18 protein-coding genes are annotated in these 19,485 nt (G+C 60.3%); all 18 read right to left on the bottom strand.

Going from position 1 to position 19,485, the window contains the following annotated elements; all coding sequences use genetic code 11:
- Positions 1 to 89: 89 nt before the first annotated feature.
- The 18 genes from RDW26_RS04600 to dusB all read right to left on the bottom strand — a co-directional run bounded on the left by RDW26_RS04600 (position 90) and on the right by dusB (position 19,483).
- Positions 90 to 1,937, bottom strand: coding sequence for a ribonuclease J (locus RDW26_RS04600; protein WP_307982702.1), 1,848 nt, complete (start codon positions 1,935 to 1,937; stop codon positions 90 to 92).
- A 70-nt stretch (positions 1,938 to 2,007) separates the two neighbouring features.
- Complete coding sequence (gene dapA / locus RDW26_RS04595; RefSeq protein WP_307982701.1) at positions 2,008 to 2,898, bottom strand: 4-hydroxy-tetrahydrodipicolinate synthase; 891 nt, start codon at positions 2,896 to 2,898, stop codon at positions 2,008 to 2,010.
- 191 nt (positions 2,899 to 3,089) lie between these two features.
- Entirely contained in the window at positions 3,090 to 3,857 is a 768-nt protein-coding gene (dapB, locus tag RDW26_RS04590; RefSeq protein WP_307982700.1) for a 4-hydroxy-tetrahydrodipicolinate reductase, read from the bottom strand.
- Between the two features lie 69 nt (positions 3,858 to 3,926).
- The gene (locus tag RDW26_RS04585) at positions 3,927 to 6,161 is read right to left on the bottom strand and encodes a polyribonucleotide nucleotidyltransferase (protein WP_307982699.1); all 2,235 of its coding nucleotides are present in this window, start codon (positions 6,159 to 6,161) and stop codon (positions 3,927 to 3,929) included.
- Between the two features lie 157 nt (positions 6,162 to 6,318).
- Complete coding sequence (gene rpsO / locus RDW26_RS04580; protein ID WP_042434157.1) at positions 6,319 to 6,606, bottom strand: 30S ribosomal protein S15; 288 nt, start codon at positions 6,604 to 6,606, stop codon at positions 6,319 to 6,321.
- A 210-nt stretch (positions 6,607 to 6,816) separates the two neighbouring features.
- The gene (locus RDW26_RS04575; protein ID WP_307982698.1) at positions 6,817 to 7,065 is read right to left on the bottom strand and encodes a TIGR03905 family TSCPD domain-containing protein; all 249 of its coding nucleotides are present in this window, start codon (positions 7,063 to 7,065) and stop codon (positions 6,817 to 6,819) included.
- A gap of 74 nt (positions 7,066 to 7,139) precedes the next feature.
- A complete protein-coding gene (recO, locus tag RDW26_RS04570) occupies positions 7,140 to 7,916 on the bottom strand; it encodes a DNA repair protein RecO (protein ID WP_307982697.1) in 777 nt (258 codons plus the stop codon).
- A 3-nt stretch (positions 7,917 to 7,919) separates the two neighbouring features.
- Complete coding sequence (locus RDW26_RS04565) at positions 7,920 to 9,815, bottom strand: PASTA domain-containing protein (protein ID WP_307982696.1); 1,896 nt, start codon at positions 9,813 to 9,815, stop codon at positions 7,920 to 7,922.
- 121 nt (positions 9,816 to 9,936) lie between these two features.
- Entirely contained in the window at positions 9,937 to 10,887 is a 951-nt protein-coding gene (era, locus tag RDW26_RS04560) for a GTPase Era (RefSeq protein ID WP_114620788.1), read from the bottom strand.
- A gap of 25 nt (positions 10,888 to 10,912) precedes the next feature.
- Positions 10,913 to 11,341: a diacylglycerol kinase family protein gene (locus RDW26_RS04555; RefSeq protein ID WP_307982695.1), complete on the bottom strand. Its 429-nt coding sequence runs from the start codon at positions 11,339 to 11,341 to the stop codon at positions 10,913 to 10,915.
- Positions 11,342 to 11,346: 5 nt separating this feature from the next.
- Positions 11,347 to 11,811, bottom strand: coding sequence for an rRNA maturation RNase YbeY (gene ybeY, locus RDW26_RS04550; RefSeq protein ID WP_118349227.1), 465 nt, complete (start codon positions 11,809 to 11,811; stop codon positions 11,347 to 11,349).
- Positions 11,789 to 12,784 carry a PhoH family protein gene (locus RDW26_RS04545; protein WP_307982694.1) on the bottom strand — a complete coding sequence of 332 codons (996 nt, stop codon included), beginning with the start codon at positions 12,782 to 12,784 and terminating at the stop codon, positions 11,789 to 11,791. The genes ybeY and RDW26_RS04545 overlap by 23 nt, the downstream gene beginning before the upstream one ends.
- A 69-nt stretch (positions 12,785 to 12,853) precedes the next feature.
- Positions 12,854 to 14,077, bottom strand: coding sequence for a MiaB/RimO family radical SAM methylthiotransferase (locus RDW26_RS04540; protein ID WP_307982693.1), 1,224 nt, complete (start codon positions 14,075 to 14,077; stop codon positions 12,854 to 12,856).
- Positions 14,074 to 14,871: an RsmE family RNA methyltransferase gene (locus RDW26_RS04535; protein WP_307982692.1), complete on the bottom strand. Its 798-nt coding sequence runs from the start codon at positions 14,869 to 14,871 to the stop codon at positions 14,074 to 14,076. The genes RDW26_RS04540 and RDW26_RS04535 overlap by 4 nt, the downstream gene beginning before the upstream one ends.
- Positions 14,872 to 15,108: 237 nt before the next feature.
- A complete protein-coding gene (gene dnaJ, locus RDW26_RS04530; RefSeq protein WP_307982691.1) occupies positions 15,109 to 16,230 on the bottom strand; it encodes a molecular chaperone DnaJ in 1,122 nt (373 codons plus the stop codon).
- Between the two features lie 50 nt (positions 16,231 to 16,280).
- On the bottom strand, positions 16,281 to 17,297 hold the full coding sequence (gene hrcA, locus RDW26_RS04525; protein ID WP_298629184.1) for a heat-inducible transcriptional repressor HrcA: 1,017 nt from the start codon (positions 17,295 to 17,297) through the stop codon (positions 16,281 to 16,283).
- 115 nt (positions 17,298 to 17,412) lie between these two features.
- Positions 17,413 to 18,519 (bottom strand): radical SAM family heme chaperone HemW, encoded by a 1,107-nt coding sequence (gene hemW, locus RDW26_RS04520; protein ID WP_307982690.1) that lies wholly within the window; start codon positions 18,517 to 18,519, stop codon positions 17,413 to 17,415.
- Positions 18,512 to 19,483: a tRNA dihydrouridine synthase DusB gene (dusB, locus tag RDW26_RS04515; protein ID WP_307982689.1), complete on the bottom strand. Its 972-nt coding sequence runs from the start codon at positions 19,481 to 19,483 to the stop codon at positions 18,512 to 18,514. Before dusB ends, hemW begins: the two co-directional genes overlap by 8 nt.
- Positions 19,484 to 19,485: the final 2 nt, after the last annotated feature.

Genomic DNA, 19,485 nt, shown 5'->3' with positions numbered 1-19,485 from the left:
TAAAGCGTTTCAGCAGTTGTGCGAGCAAGCGAGCACCTGCGCGCAATGCAACGCAGGTGCTCGTGAACAGATTCTTGTGTGCGGCGATGCTAGATGTCCAGCAGGTTCACCACCGTCATGGGACGGGTTTTCGTGCGCTCCCAAAGCAGGGAAAGCAGAGCATCGCGGGCGGCCTTCTTGAGCTCCTTACCCGAAGCACCCTTGGACAACGCCCGGGTCAGCGCGTTTTTGACGCACTTCTCGCACTCCTGGACCAGATAGCCATCGTCTCCGCCGGTTATGCCATGCATCTCGACTTGAACATTGCCGGCAACGGCCTTCTTGCGGCCGGAAACCGCCGCCGCGATGGCAGCGAAGCCCTGAGCGGAAAGCGCCGTGCGCTCTTCGAGCACCTGCTCGGAGGTATCGCCGACCGACAGGCCGTCGACCAAAACGATGCCGGACTGAACGAACTCGCCATGCTTGACGCCCTTCGTGGACAGTTCCAGGCTCTCACCGTTCTCGCAAATGAAGACGTTTTCTGCGGGAACGCCGACGGCTTCCGCCAAACGAGCATGAGCGCGAAGATGCGTGGCCTCGCCGTGCACCGGCATGAAAGCCTTGGGCTGCACGATGGTCAACATGATCTTCAGCTCCTCTGCCGATGCATGACCCGACACATGCACGCGGGCACGAGACTTGTCATACACATCGGCGCCGATCTTGGCCAAGGAGTTGACCACCTTCGTGACGGCCTTTTCGTTACCGGGAACCGGCGTTGCCGAGATGATGACGGTGTCTCCCGCTTCCATATCGATGGTCTTATGCTCGCCTGCTGCGATACGGGCCAATGCCGACAGCGGCTCGCCCTGGCTGCCCGTGCACATGATGACCACCTGCTCGGGCGGGATTCCCTTCAGGTCGTATGCATCGATGATGTCCTGGTCGGAGATCTTTAAATATCCCAGCTTGCGTGCGATATCGGTGTTCTGCACCATGGAGCGTCCGGTGACGACCACCTTGCGCCCGTTTGCCACGGCGGCATCGCAGATCTGCTGCAGGCGATGGATGTGGCTGGCGAACGACGCGATGATGACGCGGCCCTTTGCCTGCGCGATGATGCGCTGAAGCTCCTTTCCGACTTCCGCCTCGCTGGGCGTGAAGTTTGGGTTGGTGGCGTTCGTGGAATCCGACATCATCAAGTCAACACCCTCTTCGGCGAAACGTGCAAGCGCGCCGAAATCGGTATGTACGCCGTCGATGGGGGTTTGGTCAAGCTTGAAGTCGCCCGTGTGCAGCACGTTGCCTGCAGGGCTGCGGAAAAAGACGCCCACGGCACCAGGGATGGAGTGGTTCACGGCGAAGAACTCGGCCGTGATGCAGCCGAGGTTCACCTTGTCGCCCGGCTTGATTTCCACAAGCTTGGCGTTTTTGATCCGATGCTCTTTGAACTTGCCCTCGATCAGGCCCAATGTCATCTTCGTACCGTAGATGGGCACCTGACGATCCAGGTCCTTGATCAGATAAGGCAAGGAACCCGTATGATCCTCATGGCCGTGCGTGATCACGATGCCCCGCAGTTTATCAGCATGCTGGAGCACGTAGGTATAATCCGGAAGGATAAGATCTACGCCGGGATGATTGTCGTCGGGAAACATGAGGCCAGCATCGTCGAGCACCATGTCGCCCTTGCACTCGAACACGGTCATGTTCTTGCCGATGGCGTCAAGGCCGCCGAGCGGGATGATCTTCAGCGTGGCTCCACGGTCTTTTTTCGAGGAGTCGAAGGAGCGCTTGCGGGAACGCGGACGCTTACGGCCCTGATCGGCGTTGCCCTCTTTCGTGAGCTTGGGACGCTCAAGGTCAAGCTTGACGTGCTTGACCGTCTGCGTGCTTTTGCCGCTGTTCTCAGGGCGCACATCACCGTTGCGCTTCGGGCGCTGTTCGTTTTGTTCCATGTATTGATTTCCTTACTGCCAACATACAGCAGGGCCGCATGGATTGAAGCGACCCTGCTGCGTATCCTGGCTACAGGACGCCGACCTCGCGCATAGTGCGCTCAAGCTCGGCGGACTGCTCGGCAGTGGCATCGACCAGCGGTAGGCGCACTCCGCCTACCGGGAAACCGGCCAATTTCAGTGCCTCTTTGACCAGGATGGGGTTCGCTGTCTTGAACAGCCCTTCCATGAGGGGCATGAGGCGTTCGTTGGCGGCAGCGGCTTCTTCCCACTTGCCGGCCGCGCACAGCTCCACGATCTCCTTCATTCGAGCAGGAGCAACGTTTCCGATGGTGGAGATGACGCCCACGCCACCTAGTTTCATAATGTCATAGGTTGCCGAATCGTCGCCGGAGTATACGCAGAAGCCCTCGGGTGCGCCCTCTACGATGGCCTTCACCTGATCGAAGTCTCCAGAAGCCTCCTTGATCGCAACCACGTTATCCAGATCATGCGCAAGACGCAGCGAGGTTTCCGCGGTCATGTTCACCGCGCAACGTCCCGGGATGTTGTACAGGATGATCGGCAGCTCAACCGAACGCGCAATAGTGCTGAAATGCTGATACAAGCCCTCTTGCGGAGGCTTGTTGTAGTACGGTACGACGCACATGAAGCCGTCGACGCCGAGCTTGGCGACATCGCTTGCGAAGCCGACCGTGTCCGCCGTGCAGTTGTCGCCGACGTTGGCGATGACCGGGATACGGCCATCGACCGCAGCCACAACGGCCTTGAACAGCTCGATCTTGTCCGGATAGAACACCGTGGGAGATTCACCGGTGGTGCCGTTGATGATCAGCGAGTCGGCGCCGCCCTTTACCAAACGGTCAGCAAGCTCCTGAGCACGATCGAGATCGAGATCGAGATTGTCCTTCATGGGCGTGACCATGGCCGGAATCATGCGACCGAAACGAGGATTTCCCATCGTTGGCACCTTTCTGTACAAGCATGGTTCATCACCATGCACCTGAATCGCAAAATGCAACTTGGCCATATTATGCCACGGCACCCCGGAGGGCGCCGTGAAGTCATTAAATTGTCACGCTCAAGAAACAAATGTTGCCGCCTAGGTGGTAATTCCTGCCATAAGCAGCAAAAGACTAGCTTGGCGTGCGGCTATTCCATGAAGTTCTCAAGCCCGACGATAAGGCCCTGTCGGTCGCCGACGCTTCGGATGCCCAGCAGCACGCCGGGCATATACGAGGTGCGATCCCATGAATCGTGGCGGATGGTAAGGGTCTGGCCCATGGAGCCCAACACCACTTCCTGGCTTGCCACATAGCCCATAGAGCGCACCGAGTGCACGGGCACGCCATCCACCAACGCGCCGCGAGCTCCCTCGCAACCTGCGATCTCGGTTTCCTTGCCAGGAGCGGTGCTTTGACGGCCGTCGCGGGCCTCGGAGATGATCTGCGCCGTGCGCACGGCGGTTCCAGAGGGGGCGTCCTTCTTGTTGCAGTGGTGGAACTCGAGCACTTCCGCTTCAGGAAAGAACGGCGCAGCGGCTTTTGCGAACTGCATCATGAGCACGGCGCCGGTGGTGAAGTTCGGGGCATAGAACAAGCAGGTTCCCTCAGGGGCAAGGGCAGCAAGCTCTTCGAGTTTGTCGTTGGCAAGACCCGTGGTACCCACCACGCAATCGATGCCCGCCGCAAGGGCGACGCGAAGATTGCCCTCTACGACGGAAGGCTGCGTAAAATCGACGAGCACATCGAACCCGCCGGCATGCACGGCCTGCTCGACCGTTTCATACACTGCGAACACCTTCGAAGAGCCATGCGGGTCGATTCCGCAGGTCACCTGCATATCATCGGCAGCAGTGACGGCATCGACCACGGCTGAACCCATACGTCCGGCAAAACCGGAAACGGCAACGTTGATCATGTTGAAGCTCCTCCTTAGAAAAGATGGCGGCCTAAGGCGGCCGCCATCGCTAGCTATCTTATATACAGCTTATTGGGATTCATGACGGCGACGAGGGGTGCGGTTGGCACGACCGGGGCGCACGTCGCGCTGGCCGCCTTCGCGCTTGCCTCCCTCGTGGCGTTCATGGCGCTCATGCCCGCGATGCTCGCGCGGAGCAGGTGCGCTGCCTTCGGGAGCTTCCGGCTTGTCCAGACGATCGAGCGAGATCTTGCCCGTCTTGGGGTCGATCTCGAGGACCTGAACCTTGACAGTGTCGCCGAGCTTCAACACGTCCTCGACCGAGCCGACGCGACCGTTTGCCACACGGGAGATATGCAGCAGGCCGTCCTTGCCGGGGGTGAGCTTGACGAAGGCGCCGAAGTCCTTGATGCCGACGACTTCGCCCTCGAAGATCTCGCCGACCTCGGGCTCCTTGACGATACCGAGGATCATGGCCTTGGCGGCTTCGCCAGCCGGGCCCTCGATGGCGGCGATATGGATGGTGCCATCTTCCTGGATGTCGATCTGCGCGCCGGTTTCGTCCTGGATACCGCGCACGACCTTGCCACCGGAGCCGATGACGTCGCGGATCTTGTCTACGGGGATATGGATGGTCTCGATGCGCGGAGCAGTGTCGCGCAGGCTTGCGCGGGGCTCGGGCAGCTCGGCGAGCATGGCCTTCAGGATGTGCGCACGGCCTTCGTGAGCCTGTTTGAGCGCACGGCCGAGGATCTCGGTGGACAGGCCCTTGGCCTTGTTGTCCATCTGCAAAGCGGTGATGCCCTTCTCGGTACCGCAGACCTTGAAGTCCATATCTCCGAGGAAGTCCTCGATGCCCTGGATGTCGGAGAGGATGACGATGTCGTCGCCTTCCTTGATAAGACCCATGGCGATACCGGAGACCGGAGCCTTGATCGGCACGCCCGCATCCATCAGCGCCAGCGTGGAACCGCAGGTGGAAGCCATGGACGAAGAGCCGTTGGACTCTAGGATCTCGGAAACCACGCGGATGGCGTAGGGGAACTCGTCTTCAGAGGGGATCACCGGCAGCAGGGCGCGCTCAGCCAGCGCACCGTGGCCGACCTCGCGACGCTTCGGAGCGCCCATGCGGCCCGTCTCGCCGGTGCAGTACGGCGGGAAGTTGTACTGGTGCATGTAGCGCTTGCCCTCGGCCGGGTCGATGGTGTCAAGACGCTGCCACTCGTTGAGCATGCCGAGCGTGGCGATGGAAAGCGCCTGGGTCTGGCCGCGCTGGAACAGACCGGAGCCGTGGACGCGGGGCAGATAACCGGGCACGATGTGCAGCGGACGGATCTCGTCGGCGCGGCGGCCGTCGGCGCGCTCGCCGGTTTCGATGACCATGGCGCGCATGGCCTTCTTCTCAAGCGACTTCAAGGCAGCGGCAATGTCGGAGCCCCAAGCGGCAAGCTCCTCCTCATTGAAGCACTCTTCCTTGATGCGGGTCTTGAGCTCCTCGACCTTGCCCATGCGAGCCTGCTTATCGGCATCGCTCAGAGCCTGGGACATCTCGTCGAAGAACGGGGAGATGCGCTCGTCGATGGACGGGTCGGCAACGTGGATAGGCCACTCGACCGGGGTGATGTCGCAACGATCGAGGAAGCGCTGTTGGGCTTCGCAGAACTTCGCGATGGCCTGCTGACCGAAGTCCATGGCGCGCAGCATAAGATCCTCGGAAACCTCGTTGGCACCGGCCTCGACCATGGAGATGTAGTCGGCGGTACCTGCAATGGTGAGCTCGAGATCGGAGGTCTCCTGCTCCTCGTAGGTGGGGTTCACGATGAACTCGTCGGTCTCGGGGTTATGGGCGATGCGCACGCAAGCCGCAGGGCCGTCAAACGGGGCGCTGCCGATCATAAGGGCTGCCGAAGCGCCGCCGACGCAGATGCAGTCAGGAGCGTTCTTGCCATCGCACACGAGCGTAGTGGCGACGATATGCACCTCACGCTTGAAGCCGTCGACAAAGCCGGGACGGATGGGACGGTCGATCATGCGGGCGGTCAGCGTGCCCTTCTCGGACGGACGCGCTTCACGCTTGAGGTAGCCGCCGGGGATGCGCCCGACGGAGTACATCTTCTCCATGAAGTCGACGGTAAGCGGGAAGAAGTCGTAGTTCTTCTCCTCCTTGGAGATGACGGCCGTGACGAGCACGGTGGTCTCGCCCTGCGTGACCAGGACAGCGCCGGTAGCCTGCTTGGCCAGCTCGCCCGTTTCGAAGCGGTAGGTCTTGCCGTACAGCTCGAAGGACTCGACGATCTTTTCCATGTGGTGTTCTTTCCTTCTCTATTCCTTAACCGCCGTAGTGCGGTCAAGCTTCTTCGGCCAGGGGTACTCACGTTTCCCGCTTGCCGCGAGCAGGCATGCCCTTGCATACCCGACCGCTATGCAAAAGCCCGCGCAGCGCTGCGCGGGCTTTCGTTGACTAGATGTTGTCGCGAATGCCGAGCTTCTTGATGAGGGCACGGTAACGCTCGATGTCGCGCTCCTTGATGTACTTGAGCAGACCACGACGCTTACCGATGAGCATCATCAGGCCACGGCGGGAATGGTTATCCTTCTTGTGGGTCTTCAGGTGCTCGGTCAGGTTGCGGATACGCTCGGACAGGATGGCGACCTGCACGTCCGGGTTGCCGGTGTCATGCTCGTTGGCGCCGAACTCGGCCACCAGCTCTGCGGTGCGCTCTTTCGTGATGCTGAGTTTGCTAGGCATGCTAACTCCACCTTTCCTGCGGGACTTGCCCGCCTTCCGTGCAGCTGTTGCTGCGCTCTACTTGCTTTCCGCTGGGATCCATGCTGGATGGGGACCAAGCTGAAAGTGGCTGCCGATACGGCAACTGGTCTAGAATACGATGACGGAGCGCTTGCACGCAAGTGTAATGGACCCACCTGCACAGCTTGCGCACAAAACCCCCGCCTGCGCTTATTGCGCTTGACGGGCCTCGCGCAGCGCATGGACAAGTTGGTCGGCACAGCTAGTGGAACGGCGACCGCAAGTATTGCCCTCGAGCACGGCAGCAACATCGTCGATGTTCTTGCCGTTGACCAGCTTGCCGATGGCCTTGAGGTTGCCGTCGCAGCCGCCGACGAAATCAACATGCTTGATAGTGTCGCCGTCAAGATCGACGTGGATCTCTCGCGAGCATACGCCCCTGGTTCGATAGGTGTACATATATGTTTCCTCTCTCTTGGATGGTGAAAGTATGCCATAGCGGCAGACGGACCGGCCCCTATTTGGACAAGCACCTAAAACAATCCGCAGGTGAATAGGAAGTTGAGCGATTTCAAGCGAATGGAGGCGTGCATCTGCGCCCAGGTTTGGCATAAGCGAAGCACATCGAAGACGCACGACTGATCGAGCTGAATCGAAGCGATATCCGAAAAACGCATCCCCAGCAGCGCGCTTGCCCAGGAAAGCGTTTCCGGGGCAAGGCCGGCAACGTCGGAGACGCGACATGCATCGCACACCACACCGCCCTCGCCGCACGAGAACGCTATGGTTCGATGGGCCGAATTCCCCACTTCACAGGCCAAAGGCTCGCCGCAAACGCAGCAACGATCCAGCGAAGGGCGGATGCCCAGAAACGCGAACGCCTTGAGCAACCAAGCTGCGCAGATGGCAGGCCCGTGCGCGGAATCTGCCGAGGCGAGCACATCGAGGGCCGTTTGCGTGAGCGGGAACAGCTTTGGGACCTCGAGACCAGGCTGCGTGATGCGATCGAGCAGCTCGACGATGGGAGCCGCGCAGGCGGCAAGCTCCATGCTTTCACGTAGCGCGGCATTGCCGGCGACCAAACGCGCTTCCTTGACGATATCGAGCGAACGCCCTTGCGCTAAGAGCACATCCGCCTGCGAATACAGCTCCAACCGGGAGCTGAACTGGCTGGTAGGTTTTCGAGCCCCTTTTGCAACGGCCCGAATCTGCGAGCCATCCTGCGCAAGCAGGGACAAGATGAGGTCCGACTCCCCCAACTTGGTCTTACGCAGCACGAGCACATGGGCATTGTAGGTGCTTTGCGCCACGGGTTACTTAAACGATACCGACGCGACGTTGTTCGAGGAGTCGAAGGTAACGGTACCCGAAACCTGTTTCGAATCCCCCGCGACCGATATGGTCTGCCCCAGAACCGTCACCGACTTGGAAGCCTTGCCCGATGCGGTGAAGGCAACCGTGTCGTTGCCCTGATAAGAGACGTTGTCGACCGAGGATACGGTGAACGACGACCCATCCGATGCGGTAAGCGTGGTCGAGGAGAGGTATGAGCGCGCGGCGGCAGTCAGCTCGCTGGCGCGGGACTTCGCAAGCGAGACGACGACGACCGTGTCGGAGGGGACCTTCGAGCCTGCAGCGGGCTCGACGCCCATGATGGCCCCTTCGCTTGCGGTCTCGCTATACACATATACCGCTGTAGAAGACAGCCCAGCGTCCTTGATCGCCTGCACTGCCTCGTTATAGCTCATGCCCGAAACGTCGGGCACGGTATAAGCCTGCGCCACCTTGAGCGTGATGCCGGTGGAGGCCTTCGCCTTCTCCCCCTCCTCCGGGCTGATGGAAAGGACGGTGCCCTCCGGCTCATCAGAGCGCTCAAGCTGCACATCGACGTTTTCGAACCCGTTGTCCGAAAGGGCCTTCAATGCGCTGTCCTTGCTGGAACCAACCACCTTGGGAACCATGCGAGAAGTGGACACGTGGATGACGACCTCGGCGCCCTCCTCCTGGCGTGCGCCGGCGCCCGGATCCATGAGCAGGACAAGGCCCTCAGTGGAATCGGAGGGAACGGTTGTGGAGCGAACCGCAAAGCCCTTGTTCTGCAACACATATGTAGCGTCGGCCTGCGTCATGCCCGTGACGTCGGGAACGATCTTTCCGCCCCATAGCTCCATCTGATACGTAACGCCTCCGGCTACGCCTGCAGCCAGGACCACCACCAGCGCCACGATGGCGGCGATCTTCGACCCGGGAAGCCGCTTGCTCTTCGATTCCGGCTTCTTGTCGTCTTTCGACTTCGTTTCGGAAACGACGGGCTTGGTTTCCTTTTCAGCGTGCTTAGGATGCTCCTTCTCAGGCTTGGCTGCAGGTTGCTCCGCTTCCTTAACGTGCCCAATGCTTTGCTGCTGGGACTCGCAAGCTTTGGCCTTCTCGGCTTTCTTCTTCTTGCGGTCGCGCTTCTTCTTGTTGGGGTCGGGCGCGATGAAATCCTTCTGCTGCGACAGATCGGCATCGGTGATGCGCGGCATCTGCATGGTGTCGCCTGAATGCCAGGCGGCCTTAGGAGGCACATATCCGGGATACACGAGGAACTCGTCGAAGCCGGACAGGTCAGGTTCCCAGCCCGATTTGATCGCCGGCGAAGCAGGCTTAGGGCCGAGCGTTTGGGTTTTCTCGGACTCGAAGGCAAGATTGCGGATATCAGGAAGATCGAGCACGTGCGTGCGCTGATGCGCAACATCATCGGCGTCGCCGTGGCTTTCACCAAGCTCATTCGCCGCGTCCTGTTCGGCTTCCTGGGTGCTTTCGGCTACGTCTTGCCGCGATTGAGGGTCATCTTGCATGGCGATATCGGAGCTGTCGGCATCGATGGCGTCCTCTCCTACTGCCTCTTCATTGCTGTATGCAGTATCACCAGCATCTTCAGCGTCATCGTCTGACGCGGACGCGCCGTCGAGCTGCACAACGGGTTCGGAATCGACGTCTTCGCCATCCTGACCGCCATCTGCTGCTTCAGCGCTTTCGAGGTCAGCACCGCACACATCGGGGACGGCTTCGTCTTCGGCGGGTTCCTCGTCACCGATTATGCTCAACGCTTGGGCAGGTTCCGCGCCTTCGATCTGCTCGAAGGCGGCACGAGGCAGCTTGGCCCCGCACTCGTCGCAGAACTTCGCGCCTTCGCGATTTTCCGTGTGGCAAGAAGGACAGATCATGCTTGAAACTCCCTTGCGCGTGCTTACTGTATGAATTCCCGTAAATTGTACCGAAAAACAGGATTGAGGTGCCACTTGGCACCTCAATCGCAAAATATCTTATAAACCTGAAAACAACCTGCTATAAACCCTCACCATATCCGAATCGGCGGATTTGCGTGGCATCGCGGCGCCAGTTCTTCTTGACCTTCACCATAAGGTCAAGGTACACACGCGTGCCGAGCAGCTGCTCAAGATCTTCTCGGGCCTCCTGGCCGATGCGCTTGATGGCGCTACCGCCCTTGCCGATGATGATGCCCTTCTGGGAATCGCGCTCCACATAAATGCGGGCCAGGATACGATTGAGGTCCTTCTTCTTTTCATACTCCATGTGCTCGATGGTGACGCCGATGGAATGAGGGACCTCGTCGCGGAACGTTCGCAAGATCTTCTCGCGGATGAACTCAGCGACGATGACCTCGATGGGCTGGTCGGTTTCCATATCCGCGGGGAACCATGCCGGCCCCTCGGGCAAGAAGCACTGCACCTCTTCGATGAAAGCGTCCACATTGTAGCCGGATTCGGAGGAAAGCCCCACCATGGCATCCCAGTTCGCCAGCTTCTTGGCGGCCTCGGCCTGCTCGTGCATTTGCTCAGTGGTGACCAGGTCGCCCTTGGACAGGACGCAGATCTTCTTCGCGTGTTTGCAATGCGGGCCGTCAAGCTGAGCGGCAACCCACTCGTCACCACGACCGACAGGCTTGCTGGCATCGATGAGCATGGCAATGACGTCGACGTCTTCGAGCGCCTTGAGCGCCGAGGTGTTGAGTTCCTCGCCAAGCGCATCGTGGGGTTTGTGCAAGCCCGGGGTGTCCACGATGATCATCTGCATGTCGTCACGCGTGTAGACCGCGCGGAAGCGATGACGCGTGGTCTGGGCGGTGTTCGAGGTGATGGCGATTTTCTTGCCCATGATGGTGTTGAGCAGGGTGGATTTTCCCGCATTGGGGCGGCCGATCAACGTTACGAAACCGGATTTGAAGCCTTCGCCCGAAGGGGGCGCGGCATGTCCGAAATATGCGTCGAGGTCCATAAGACTCCTAGGTTCAAAAGGTTGTTTACGATGCCATGAGGGCGAGCAAGGGTGGGATGAAGACGATGCAGCCGACCACAAGGGAGGCAAAGGCACCTGCAAGCGCAGCACCCGCCGCGCAGTCCTTCGCCCGGCGAGCCAGTTCATGGTACCCGGGGCTTGCAAGGTCGACCACGGCCTCAATGGCCGTGTTAACCGTTTCAAGCGCGAACATCATGCCGACGCATATGATAACGGCAAGCCATGAAGAGGTATCAATGCGCAACGCGAAGCCGAGCGCTATCGCAACCACGGCCATGCATACGTCGATGCGCAGGTTACGTTCGCTGCGAACCGCGTCGAAAAGGCCGCGCCCGGCGTTGGCGAAGGCGGAAGTGAGCTTATAGCGCTGCCCCTTTTCCTTCGTTTGGGCGGAACGGATGAATGCCTTGTTGTCGGAGGATGTTTCGCCCATGGCCGTTATCGCGCATTCCAGGCGGCCAAGATCTCATCCTCTAAGGCCTCCATGACCTTGGCGTCCTCCTCGACGATGTGATCGTAACCGCACAGATGCAGCAGACCGTGAACGAACAGCAGGCTGACCTCCTGCTCGAATGTGGTGCCGAACTCATGGGTTTGGCGCTCGGCCACATCCGGCGCGATGACGACGTCTCCCAGTTCGTAGACATCACCGAAGCCTGCGGGAACCATATCGGAAAGCTCATCCTCAACGCCGTCGCATTCGAAGGACAGGACATCGGTGGGTCCTTCCTTTCCGCGATACTGCTCGTTGAGGCGGGCGATCTCCTCGTCGGTCACAAAGCTCAAGGACACCTCGGTGTTCTGGGGCTTCTCCTGATGATCGAGCACGAACTGAGCGAGTTCGACAAGCGGCATGTCCTTCAGGTCATCGCCGCGGTAATCATAGTTGATTTGAACGTCCATTGCTGCCCTTCTTCTGCATGGCGTTGGCCTGTGTGCGGTCATACGCCGAAACGATGGCCGCCACCAGCGAGTGGCGAACCACATCCTTACCCGAGAATCTGCAAAACGACACGCCCTCGATGCCGCCGAGGATATCTTCAATTCCCTTCAAGCCCGAAACGCCGCGCGGCAAGTCGAGCTGGGTGATATCGCCGGTGATGACCATCTTCGACCCGAACCCAAGGCGCGTGAGAAACATTTTCATCTGCTCGGGCGTGGTGTTCTGCGCTTCGTCCAGGATGACGAAGCTGTCGTTGAGCGTTCGCCCGCGCATGAAAGCCAAAGGTGCGATCTCGATGACGTTACTCTCGATGAACTGCTGCGCGCGCTCCATATCGGTCATGTCGAACAAGGCGTCGTAGAGCGGGCGGATGTAGGGATCCACCTTCTCGTTCAAGGAACCGGGAAGAAAACCCAGGTTCTCCCCCGCCTCGACAACGGGACGCGTGAGGATGATGCGTCCAACTTCCTTGCGCTTGAGCGCGGCAACGGCCATAGCCATGGCAAGGTAGGTTTTACCGGTGCCCGCCGGCCCAATGCCGAAGGTGATGGTGTTTTTACGTATGGCGTCCACATAATGCTTCTGCCCGGCGGTTTTCGGCCTGATCGCACGCCCACGATACGTGAGCAGGATGTCCTCGCGAAGCATAGACGGGGTGAACTCGGCCGTGCGCAGAAGATCGAGCGCGCGCTGGATGAACCCATGATCAGGGGTTCCACCGCCTTCAACGAATTTGAAAAGCTCGGAGAAGAGCGCCATGAGGGATTGCACCTCGACTGGATCACCTTCGAGCACAACCGAATCGCCGCGTACCGTGATACGCGCATCGAACGCCTCTTCGATTAAATGGAGCAGGCAATCGCCAGCTCCCACCACAAGCGCCATGTTCACGGTTGGCGGCGCGGTGAGCGTGATATCCGTTGAATCTGTCATGCCAGCAAGTATAGCACGCCCGTTCGCGGTTGCCTCGCGCACGCGAAGGGCGCACATGTAGCGCACAAGCTACAGGCTGACGGCAACCAATTGCCCGATGCAAGCGTTTTGGGGAGCCGGCACCTCGAAATAGCTTTCGGTCATCGCCTGCCCGGCCTCCTCCACCAATGCGAGCTCCGTCGTTCCGGCACGACCCGACAGCTGCTGGGCGCGAAGGGCGTCGGCGACCTCGCGCAAACGCTTCGCACGCGCCGTACGTACCGCAGGCTCCACCTGGTCGACGCGTTCGGCGGCAGGGGTTCCCTGGCGCTTAGAGTATGGGAACACGTGAATCTTCGTGAACCTGCATCGTTTAGCCAGCTCCACGGTATCGTTGAACTCCTGGTCGGTTTCGCCCGGGAATCCGCAGATGATGTCGGTGGAAAGCGAGAGCATGGGCATAGCGGCATACAGCTTTTCGACAAGCTCTTCGAAGTACTCGGCGCTGTAAGGACGATGCATTTCTCGCAGCACCTTCGAGTTGCCCGACTGCAATGGCAGGTGCAGATGACGGCAAATACGCCCTTCCGACCGGGCCATCAAGTCGATCAGCTCATCAGAGACATCGCGGGGCTCGATGCTGGAGATACGGAACCGGCAAGGGGGCTCGCCAACCTCGTGAATATCGGCAGTTTCGGCAAGCAAGCGCTCAAGCAGCACGTCAAGGCGTTCCCTGCCGTTTTCGCCCTGCTCGTGCCAAGAACCCAAATTGATGCCGGTGAGCACGATCTCCCGAACGCCTTCGCGCGCAAGGGCGACGCACTCGGAGATGATCGCCTGAGCAGGGCGGCTGGAAGCTCGACCACGAGCAACGTGCACGATGCAATACGTGCATGCGTTGTTGCATCCGTCTTGCACCTTCACACCGACGCGCGTTCTAAAGCCCTCGCCAACCGCAAGCGGCATAACCCCGTGGCCGATAGGGCCGACGAGGCAGTCGAGCACGTCATCGACTTGCAACTTTCCCGCGATGTGCACGCGTGCGGGGTCCATGGACGTGAATGCATCGGCATCGATGGCGGCGGCGCAACCCGTGACCACCACATCCGAGTTGGCGTTGGCGCGCAAAACCTGCCTGACGGCCTTTCGCGTTTTCTTCTCCGCCTCCCCGGTGACGGTGCACGTATTGACAACCACCACATCGGCGGCATCGGGGCCAGTTTCCAAACCGCCGCGCGCAAGCAGACCGGAGGCGAACGAATCGGATTCCACACGATTCACCTTGCACCCGAGATTGACGATGGCGAAGTTCATGCGCGCTCACCTGCCCCCATGCCGCCCATTTCATACAGCACCAAAGCAGGCGCCACGATACCGGCGGTTTCGGTGCGCAAGATCGAGGACCCGAGCGAAACCATGCTCGCGTTTGCGTTGCTTGCAAGGATTGCGTCAACCTCTTCTTGGGCAAGGCCGCCTTCAGGGCCCACCACAACCGCGATCCGCGCAAGATGACCTTCTGATGCGTTGAGAACAGCCGGACGAAGAGCATTGCGCAGCAGTGCGGTGCCGGGCGCTTCCTCCCAGCACACGACGACGGCGTCGAAGGCTGCAAGCACCTCTTTCAGCTGAGCAAGCTTCATGGGATGATGCACATGAGCAAGGTGGGTTTGCCCTGATTGCATGGCGGCGCTTTTCGCGATAGCTTGCCATCGCTCGGTTTTGGACGCCGCTTTCTTTGCATCGACCTTCATAATGCTTCTTGAGGCAGCGAAGGGAATGAACTCGGACACGCCCAGCTCGGTGGCATGGCGGAGGACTGTTTCCATTTTGTCGCCCTTGGCAAGGCCCTGCACTAGGCAAACATGCGCGGCGATCGGCTTGCCATCAAGATGGCCCGAGATGGCGACGATAGGCAAAGCGCCATCAAAAGACATGATCTCGCATTCGAAATAGTCCTGCGCCGCATCCACCACGGCGATATGCTCTCCGGGGTCAAGGCGCAATACCTTGGCATGCTTCGCATCATCGCGCGAAAGCGCCAACGGGAACTGTTCCTGGACCTCATCGGCCAAAACCTGTTCATCGAGGAAAAACTGAGGAAGCGACACGGGAATCCTTATCTGCGAGCATAGGGCTTATTGAACGAATGCGAGCACTTCCGGTCCGGTTGTCCGAAACCCTGCATGACGGGCAGCGCAACGGCCAGCACTCGAAAGTTGCCGACGGTTGAATGGTTGAACGAAACGCGAACCGGAACGAAAACGCTTTGCGCAACCGTTCGATACACGATTGCGCAAAGCGTCGAGCACGAGCTTTCCCGCTCGAACGCTGAGCGGGAAAGCGGACTAATTGAACTTGTCGCGCAGTTTCTGCAGCGGCGTGCGGGCCTCGGCAACGTCCTCTCCCATTTCGTGGGCGAGCTGCTCGAGAAGCTCTCGCTGCTTCTTAGTGACCTTCTTCGGCACCGCGACGGTAACGTGGACGTACATATCACCACGTGCCTCGCTTCGGAAACGCGGCATGCCGAAGCCCTTCACGCGCACGATTTGATCGTTCTGCAGTCCTTCGGGGATACGGACCTTGACCTTCTCGTCTTCGAAGATGCCGTCGACCTCGATTTCGGACCCGAGCGTTGCCTGGACGATGGACACGTTGGCGCGACAATGCAGGTCATCGCCATCGCGCTCGAAGAACTCATGCGGCTGAATGCGGCACGTGACGATAAGGTCGCCGGAGGCCGCCCCGCGCAAACCCGCCTCGCCGAAACCGGTAAGGCGCAGCTGCTGAGAATCGCGAATGCCGACGGGAACCTCCACGGTGACACGCTGACGATCGGGCACGCGCCCTTGACCGCCGCATTCGGGGCACGGATTGTCGATGGTTTGACCGGTGCCGTTGCATTTGCTGCAGGTGGTTGCCGTCTGCATATCGCCCAAGAACGTATGCTGCACGGTAACCACACGGCCTTTGCCGCCACATTCGGGGCAGGTGACCTGCTTGCCACCTTCGGCCATGCCCGTACCGTCGCAATCAGCGCACGGAGCCAAGCGATCGTAGACGATCTCCTTCTTGGCACCGGTTGCCACTTCCTCGAGCGTCAAACGCAGGCCGACGCCCATATCGCGCCCATCGGTGCGCTGCTGACGGGCACCGCCAGCGCCACCGCCGCCGAAGAAACTGCTGAAGATATCGCCGAACCCACCGCCGAACAGGTCGTCGAAGTCGACATAGCCGCTACCGCCGCCAGCCGCGCCGGAAACGGTGCCGAACCGGTCGTACTGCGCGCGCTTGTTCGCATCGCTGAGCACGTCGTAGGCTTCGTTGAGCTCTTTGAACTGGTCCTCGGCATCGGGGGCCTTGTTCACATCAGGATGCAGCTCGCGCGCCTTGCGGCGAAACGCCTTCTTGATATCCGCCTCCGTGGCATCACGGGAGACGCCGAGAACTTCGTACAAGTCCTTCGCCATGTTGGCCGTATCCACCTTTCCATTTCCCAGCAGGGCACCCCGCCAGGTTCCTACAAATCACCGAGCGCGGTGCCCGCGATGCGGACCGCGCGTAATACCTTCGAATAGTCCATGCGCGTAGGGCCGATGACCGCCACCACACCGGCGGAATCGCCGCGACCGTAGCGGCTGGCCACAACCGATACGCCGGACAGCTCGGAGGCCTGGTTCTCCGAGCCGATGCGCACCGTGGGCCTGCCGTCGGTTTGGCATGCCGTGTCGTCAAGGATGTGCAGCAGCACCGTATCATCCTCGAGCACCTGCATGACGGGAAGCACCGCCTGCGATTGGCTGAACTCGGGCTGAGACAAAAGCGAGCTGAACCCAAGGCTGTGGGCACGCGATCCCTCGCCCTCCCGCAGGCATGAGAGAACCTCGTCGAGCGTCATGCGCACGAGCGGGTCGGCAAACGCCTCCGACATGCCCCGGCCCAAGCCGTGTTCGATATCGTGAAGCGTGTTGCCACCGAACACCTCGTTGAGCAGATGTTGCACGCGGGCCAGCTCGTCGCTGGACACCTCTTCGGCAAAATCCATATGGCGGTTAAACACTTGGCCGTCTTCGGTGACCACAACGACAAGCGCGTTGGTGGGCGTTAGAGAGATAAGCGAAAGCTGCTTGATGTGCAGATCGAGCACCGACGGGGCGAGCACGATGGACAGGCAGTCGGTAAGGCGCGTTAGGGCTTCGGAGGTCTGCTCGACCAGGTCATCAAGTTCCGAAGCGCTTTGCCTGAGCTTGTCAGCCGCTTCTTGGCAACGCTCGTCCTCTTGTTCGCCGCCTTCCTGGGAGAGCAGGTCGTCGACGAAGGCGCGGTAGCCTTGATCAGTGGGAATCCTGCCCGCAGAGGTGTGGGGCTGGGCAATATAGCCCCCGTCCTCGAGAACCGAAAGCTCGTTGCGCACGGTCGCAGGGCTTACGCCGAGCTGATAACGTTCGGTAAGCGTGCGCGAACCTACCGGCAGAGCGCGCGCGACGTATTCCTCAATGAGCGCTGCGAGCACTTTTTGACGCCTATCCGAAAGCACGCTTCCCCACCATCCTTTCACCCACTACGGTATAACCAATTCGTAACAGCTAATATTAGCAGCGAGATGGTGGGAGTGCTAAATATTGCACCGAATCGTAAGAAACGGACACTCCTTATGCTAAATCGAACAAGGCGCCGTACAGCTGATTGCCGCACAGCCAACCACGTTCAGTGGGGCGCCAGCGTCCGTCGACGTGCTCGCACAGCCCTTGCTCGGCGAGCGCGTCGAGCGTCTCCCGGGTTTTCGGCAGCAGCTGCGCGGCCCGCTGCACCAGGTCATCGGAAATACCGCGCGACATGCGCATGCCCAGCATCATATCCTCGGCAACCATTTCCCCAGCGTCGAGGTCATCGGTGACCTGACCATCTTGGACGCGCATGCGCCGCTCGGCGTTCTGCGTCATGCTAGCCGCGCTACGCCCCAGGCCAAGGTAGGAAACGCCGGTCCAGTACGCGATGTTGTGACGGCACTCGAACCCGGGTTTCGCATAGCTTGCCACTTCGTAGCGCTCATATCCAGCCTGGGAGAGGATGTGCTCCGCCGCCTGCATATGCTCGGCTTCGACATCGTCATCGGGCTCTGCAAGCTGGCCGGACAAAACCATAGCGTCGAAGGGTGTATGCGGCTCGATGGTAAGCGGATACACGCTGACGTGGGGAACCCCGCAATCGATGGCGGTTTTAACGCTGTCCTCGAACGACTCGATGCTTTGCCCGGGAATGCCGCACATAAGGTCGACGCTGACGTTTTCGAACCGTTCCCGCGCACATGCGATGGCCCGCTTCGCCCCTTGCGCATCATGGGCGCGCCCCAAGATGCCGAGCACATGGTCATCGAAGCTTTGCACGCCGATGGAGAGCCTGTTCACGCCAAGCGCCCATATGTCACGGACCATGGAAGAGGTCAGGCTTTCGGGGTTCGCCTCCATAGTGCATTCCACATCGGGTTCCAGACGTATGGAAAGCCCCAGGGTGTAAAGCAACATGGACAGCCGCGGCATGCCCACATGGGAAGGAGTGCCGCCGCCAAGATACACCGTCGAAATGCTTCCAAGCTCGCCTTCCTTAGACTTGCGGCGAATCTGCAGGCACAGGTCTTCCACGTATTCGTCGATTTGCGGGCTTTCGGCGGGCACGGCGGCAGTGGCGAAGTCGCAATAGCTGCAACGCTTCACGCAGAACGGCAGATGCAGGTACAGCGCGCGATAAGGATCATGCATGGCTTCCCGCTATCTCGAGCAGCTCGTCAAACACGGCGTCGAAATCGTCCACACCCACGCAGGCGTTGATCTTCCCGCGCGCCGCAGCGGCACCGGGAAGGCCCGTCATATACCACATGGCGTGCTTGCGCATGCGCACGATGTTGCGCCCTTCGCGCTGCGCGAGCAGCCGTGCATGGCGTCGAGCCATGGCGATTCGCTGTTGCACGGTGGGCGCGCAAGGCTCCGGCGAGCCTGCAAGCGCTGCAGCGGCCTGGGAGAATATCCACGGGTTGCCTTCAGCGGCACGTGCGATCATAACGGCATCGCATCCGGTCTCCCGGGTAATGGCCACGGCATCTGCGCCGCATTTGACGTCGCCGTTGCCGACCACGGGCACATCCACCGCCTGCTTAACGCGCGCAACGACGCCCCAATCGGCGCACCCGCGATACAGCTGCTCGGCGTAACGGCCGTGCACCGCGACCGCAGCGGCCCCGGCATCCTGCATACGAACCGCGAATTCAGGGGCGGTTTCGCACCCCATGGCCCATCCACGGCGGAACTTAACGGTAACGGGATGTTCCACCGCCCGGCTTACCGCAGACACGATGGAGGCGGCCAGGTCCGGATCGCGCATAAGCGCGCTGCCGTCGCCTTTCGTGACGATCTTGCGCGCAGGGCATCCCATGTTGATATCGATATAGGCGAGATTTTCGCCCATGACCTGCTCGATCCAAGCTGCTTGGGACGCCATGGTGTCGGGCTCGTGGCCGAAAAGCTGCACAGCGACCATATCCTCGCCTTGCGCCAGGTCGAGTAGATGACGCGTTTTCTCGTTGGCATAGGAAAGGCCCTTGGCGGAAACCATTTCGGTATACGTCAAATCGGCGCCTTGCTCGCGGCACAGCGTGCGAAACGCCATGTCCGAAACGCCCGCCATGGGCGCAAGCAGCAGGCGATGGCGATTAAAGAAATCGTACATGC

It is taken from the genome of uncultured Senegalimassilia sp. (assembly GCF_902464545.1).
Taxonomy (GTDB): Bacteria; Actinomycetota; Coriobacteriia; order Coriobacteriales; family Eggerthellaceae; genus Senegalimassilia.
The sequence above is the reverse complement of the archived record's forward strand: the minus strand, read 5'-3'. Positions and strand labels throughout refer to the sequence as shown.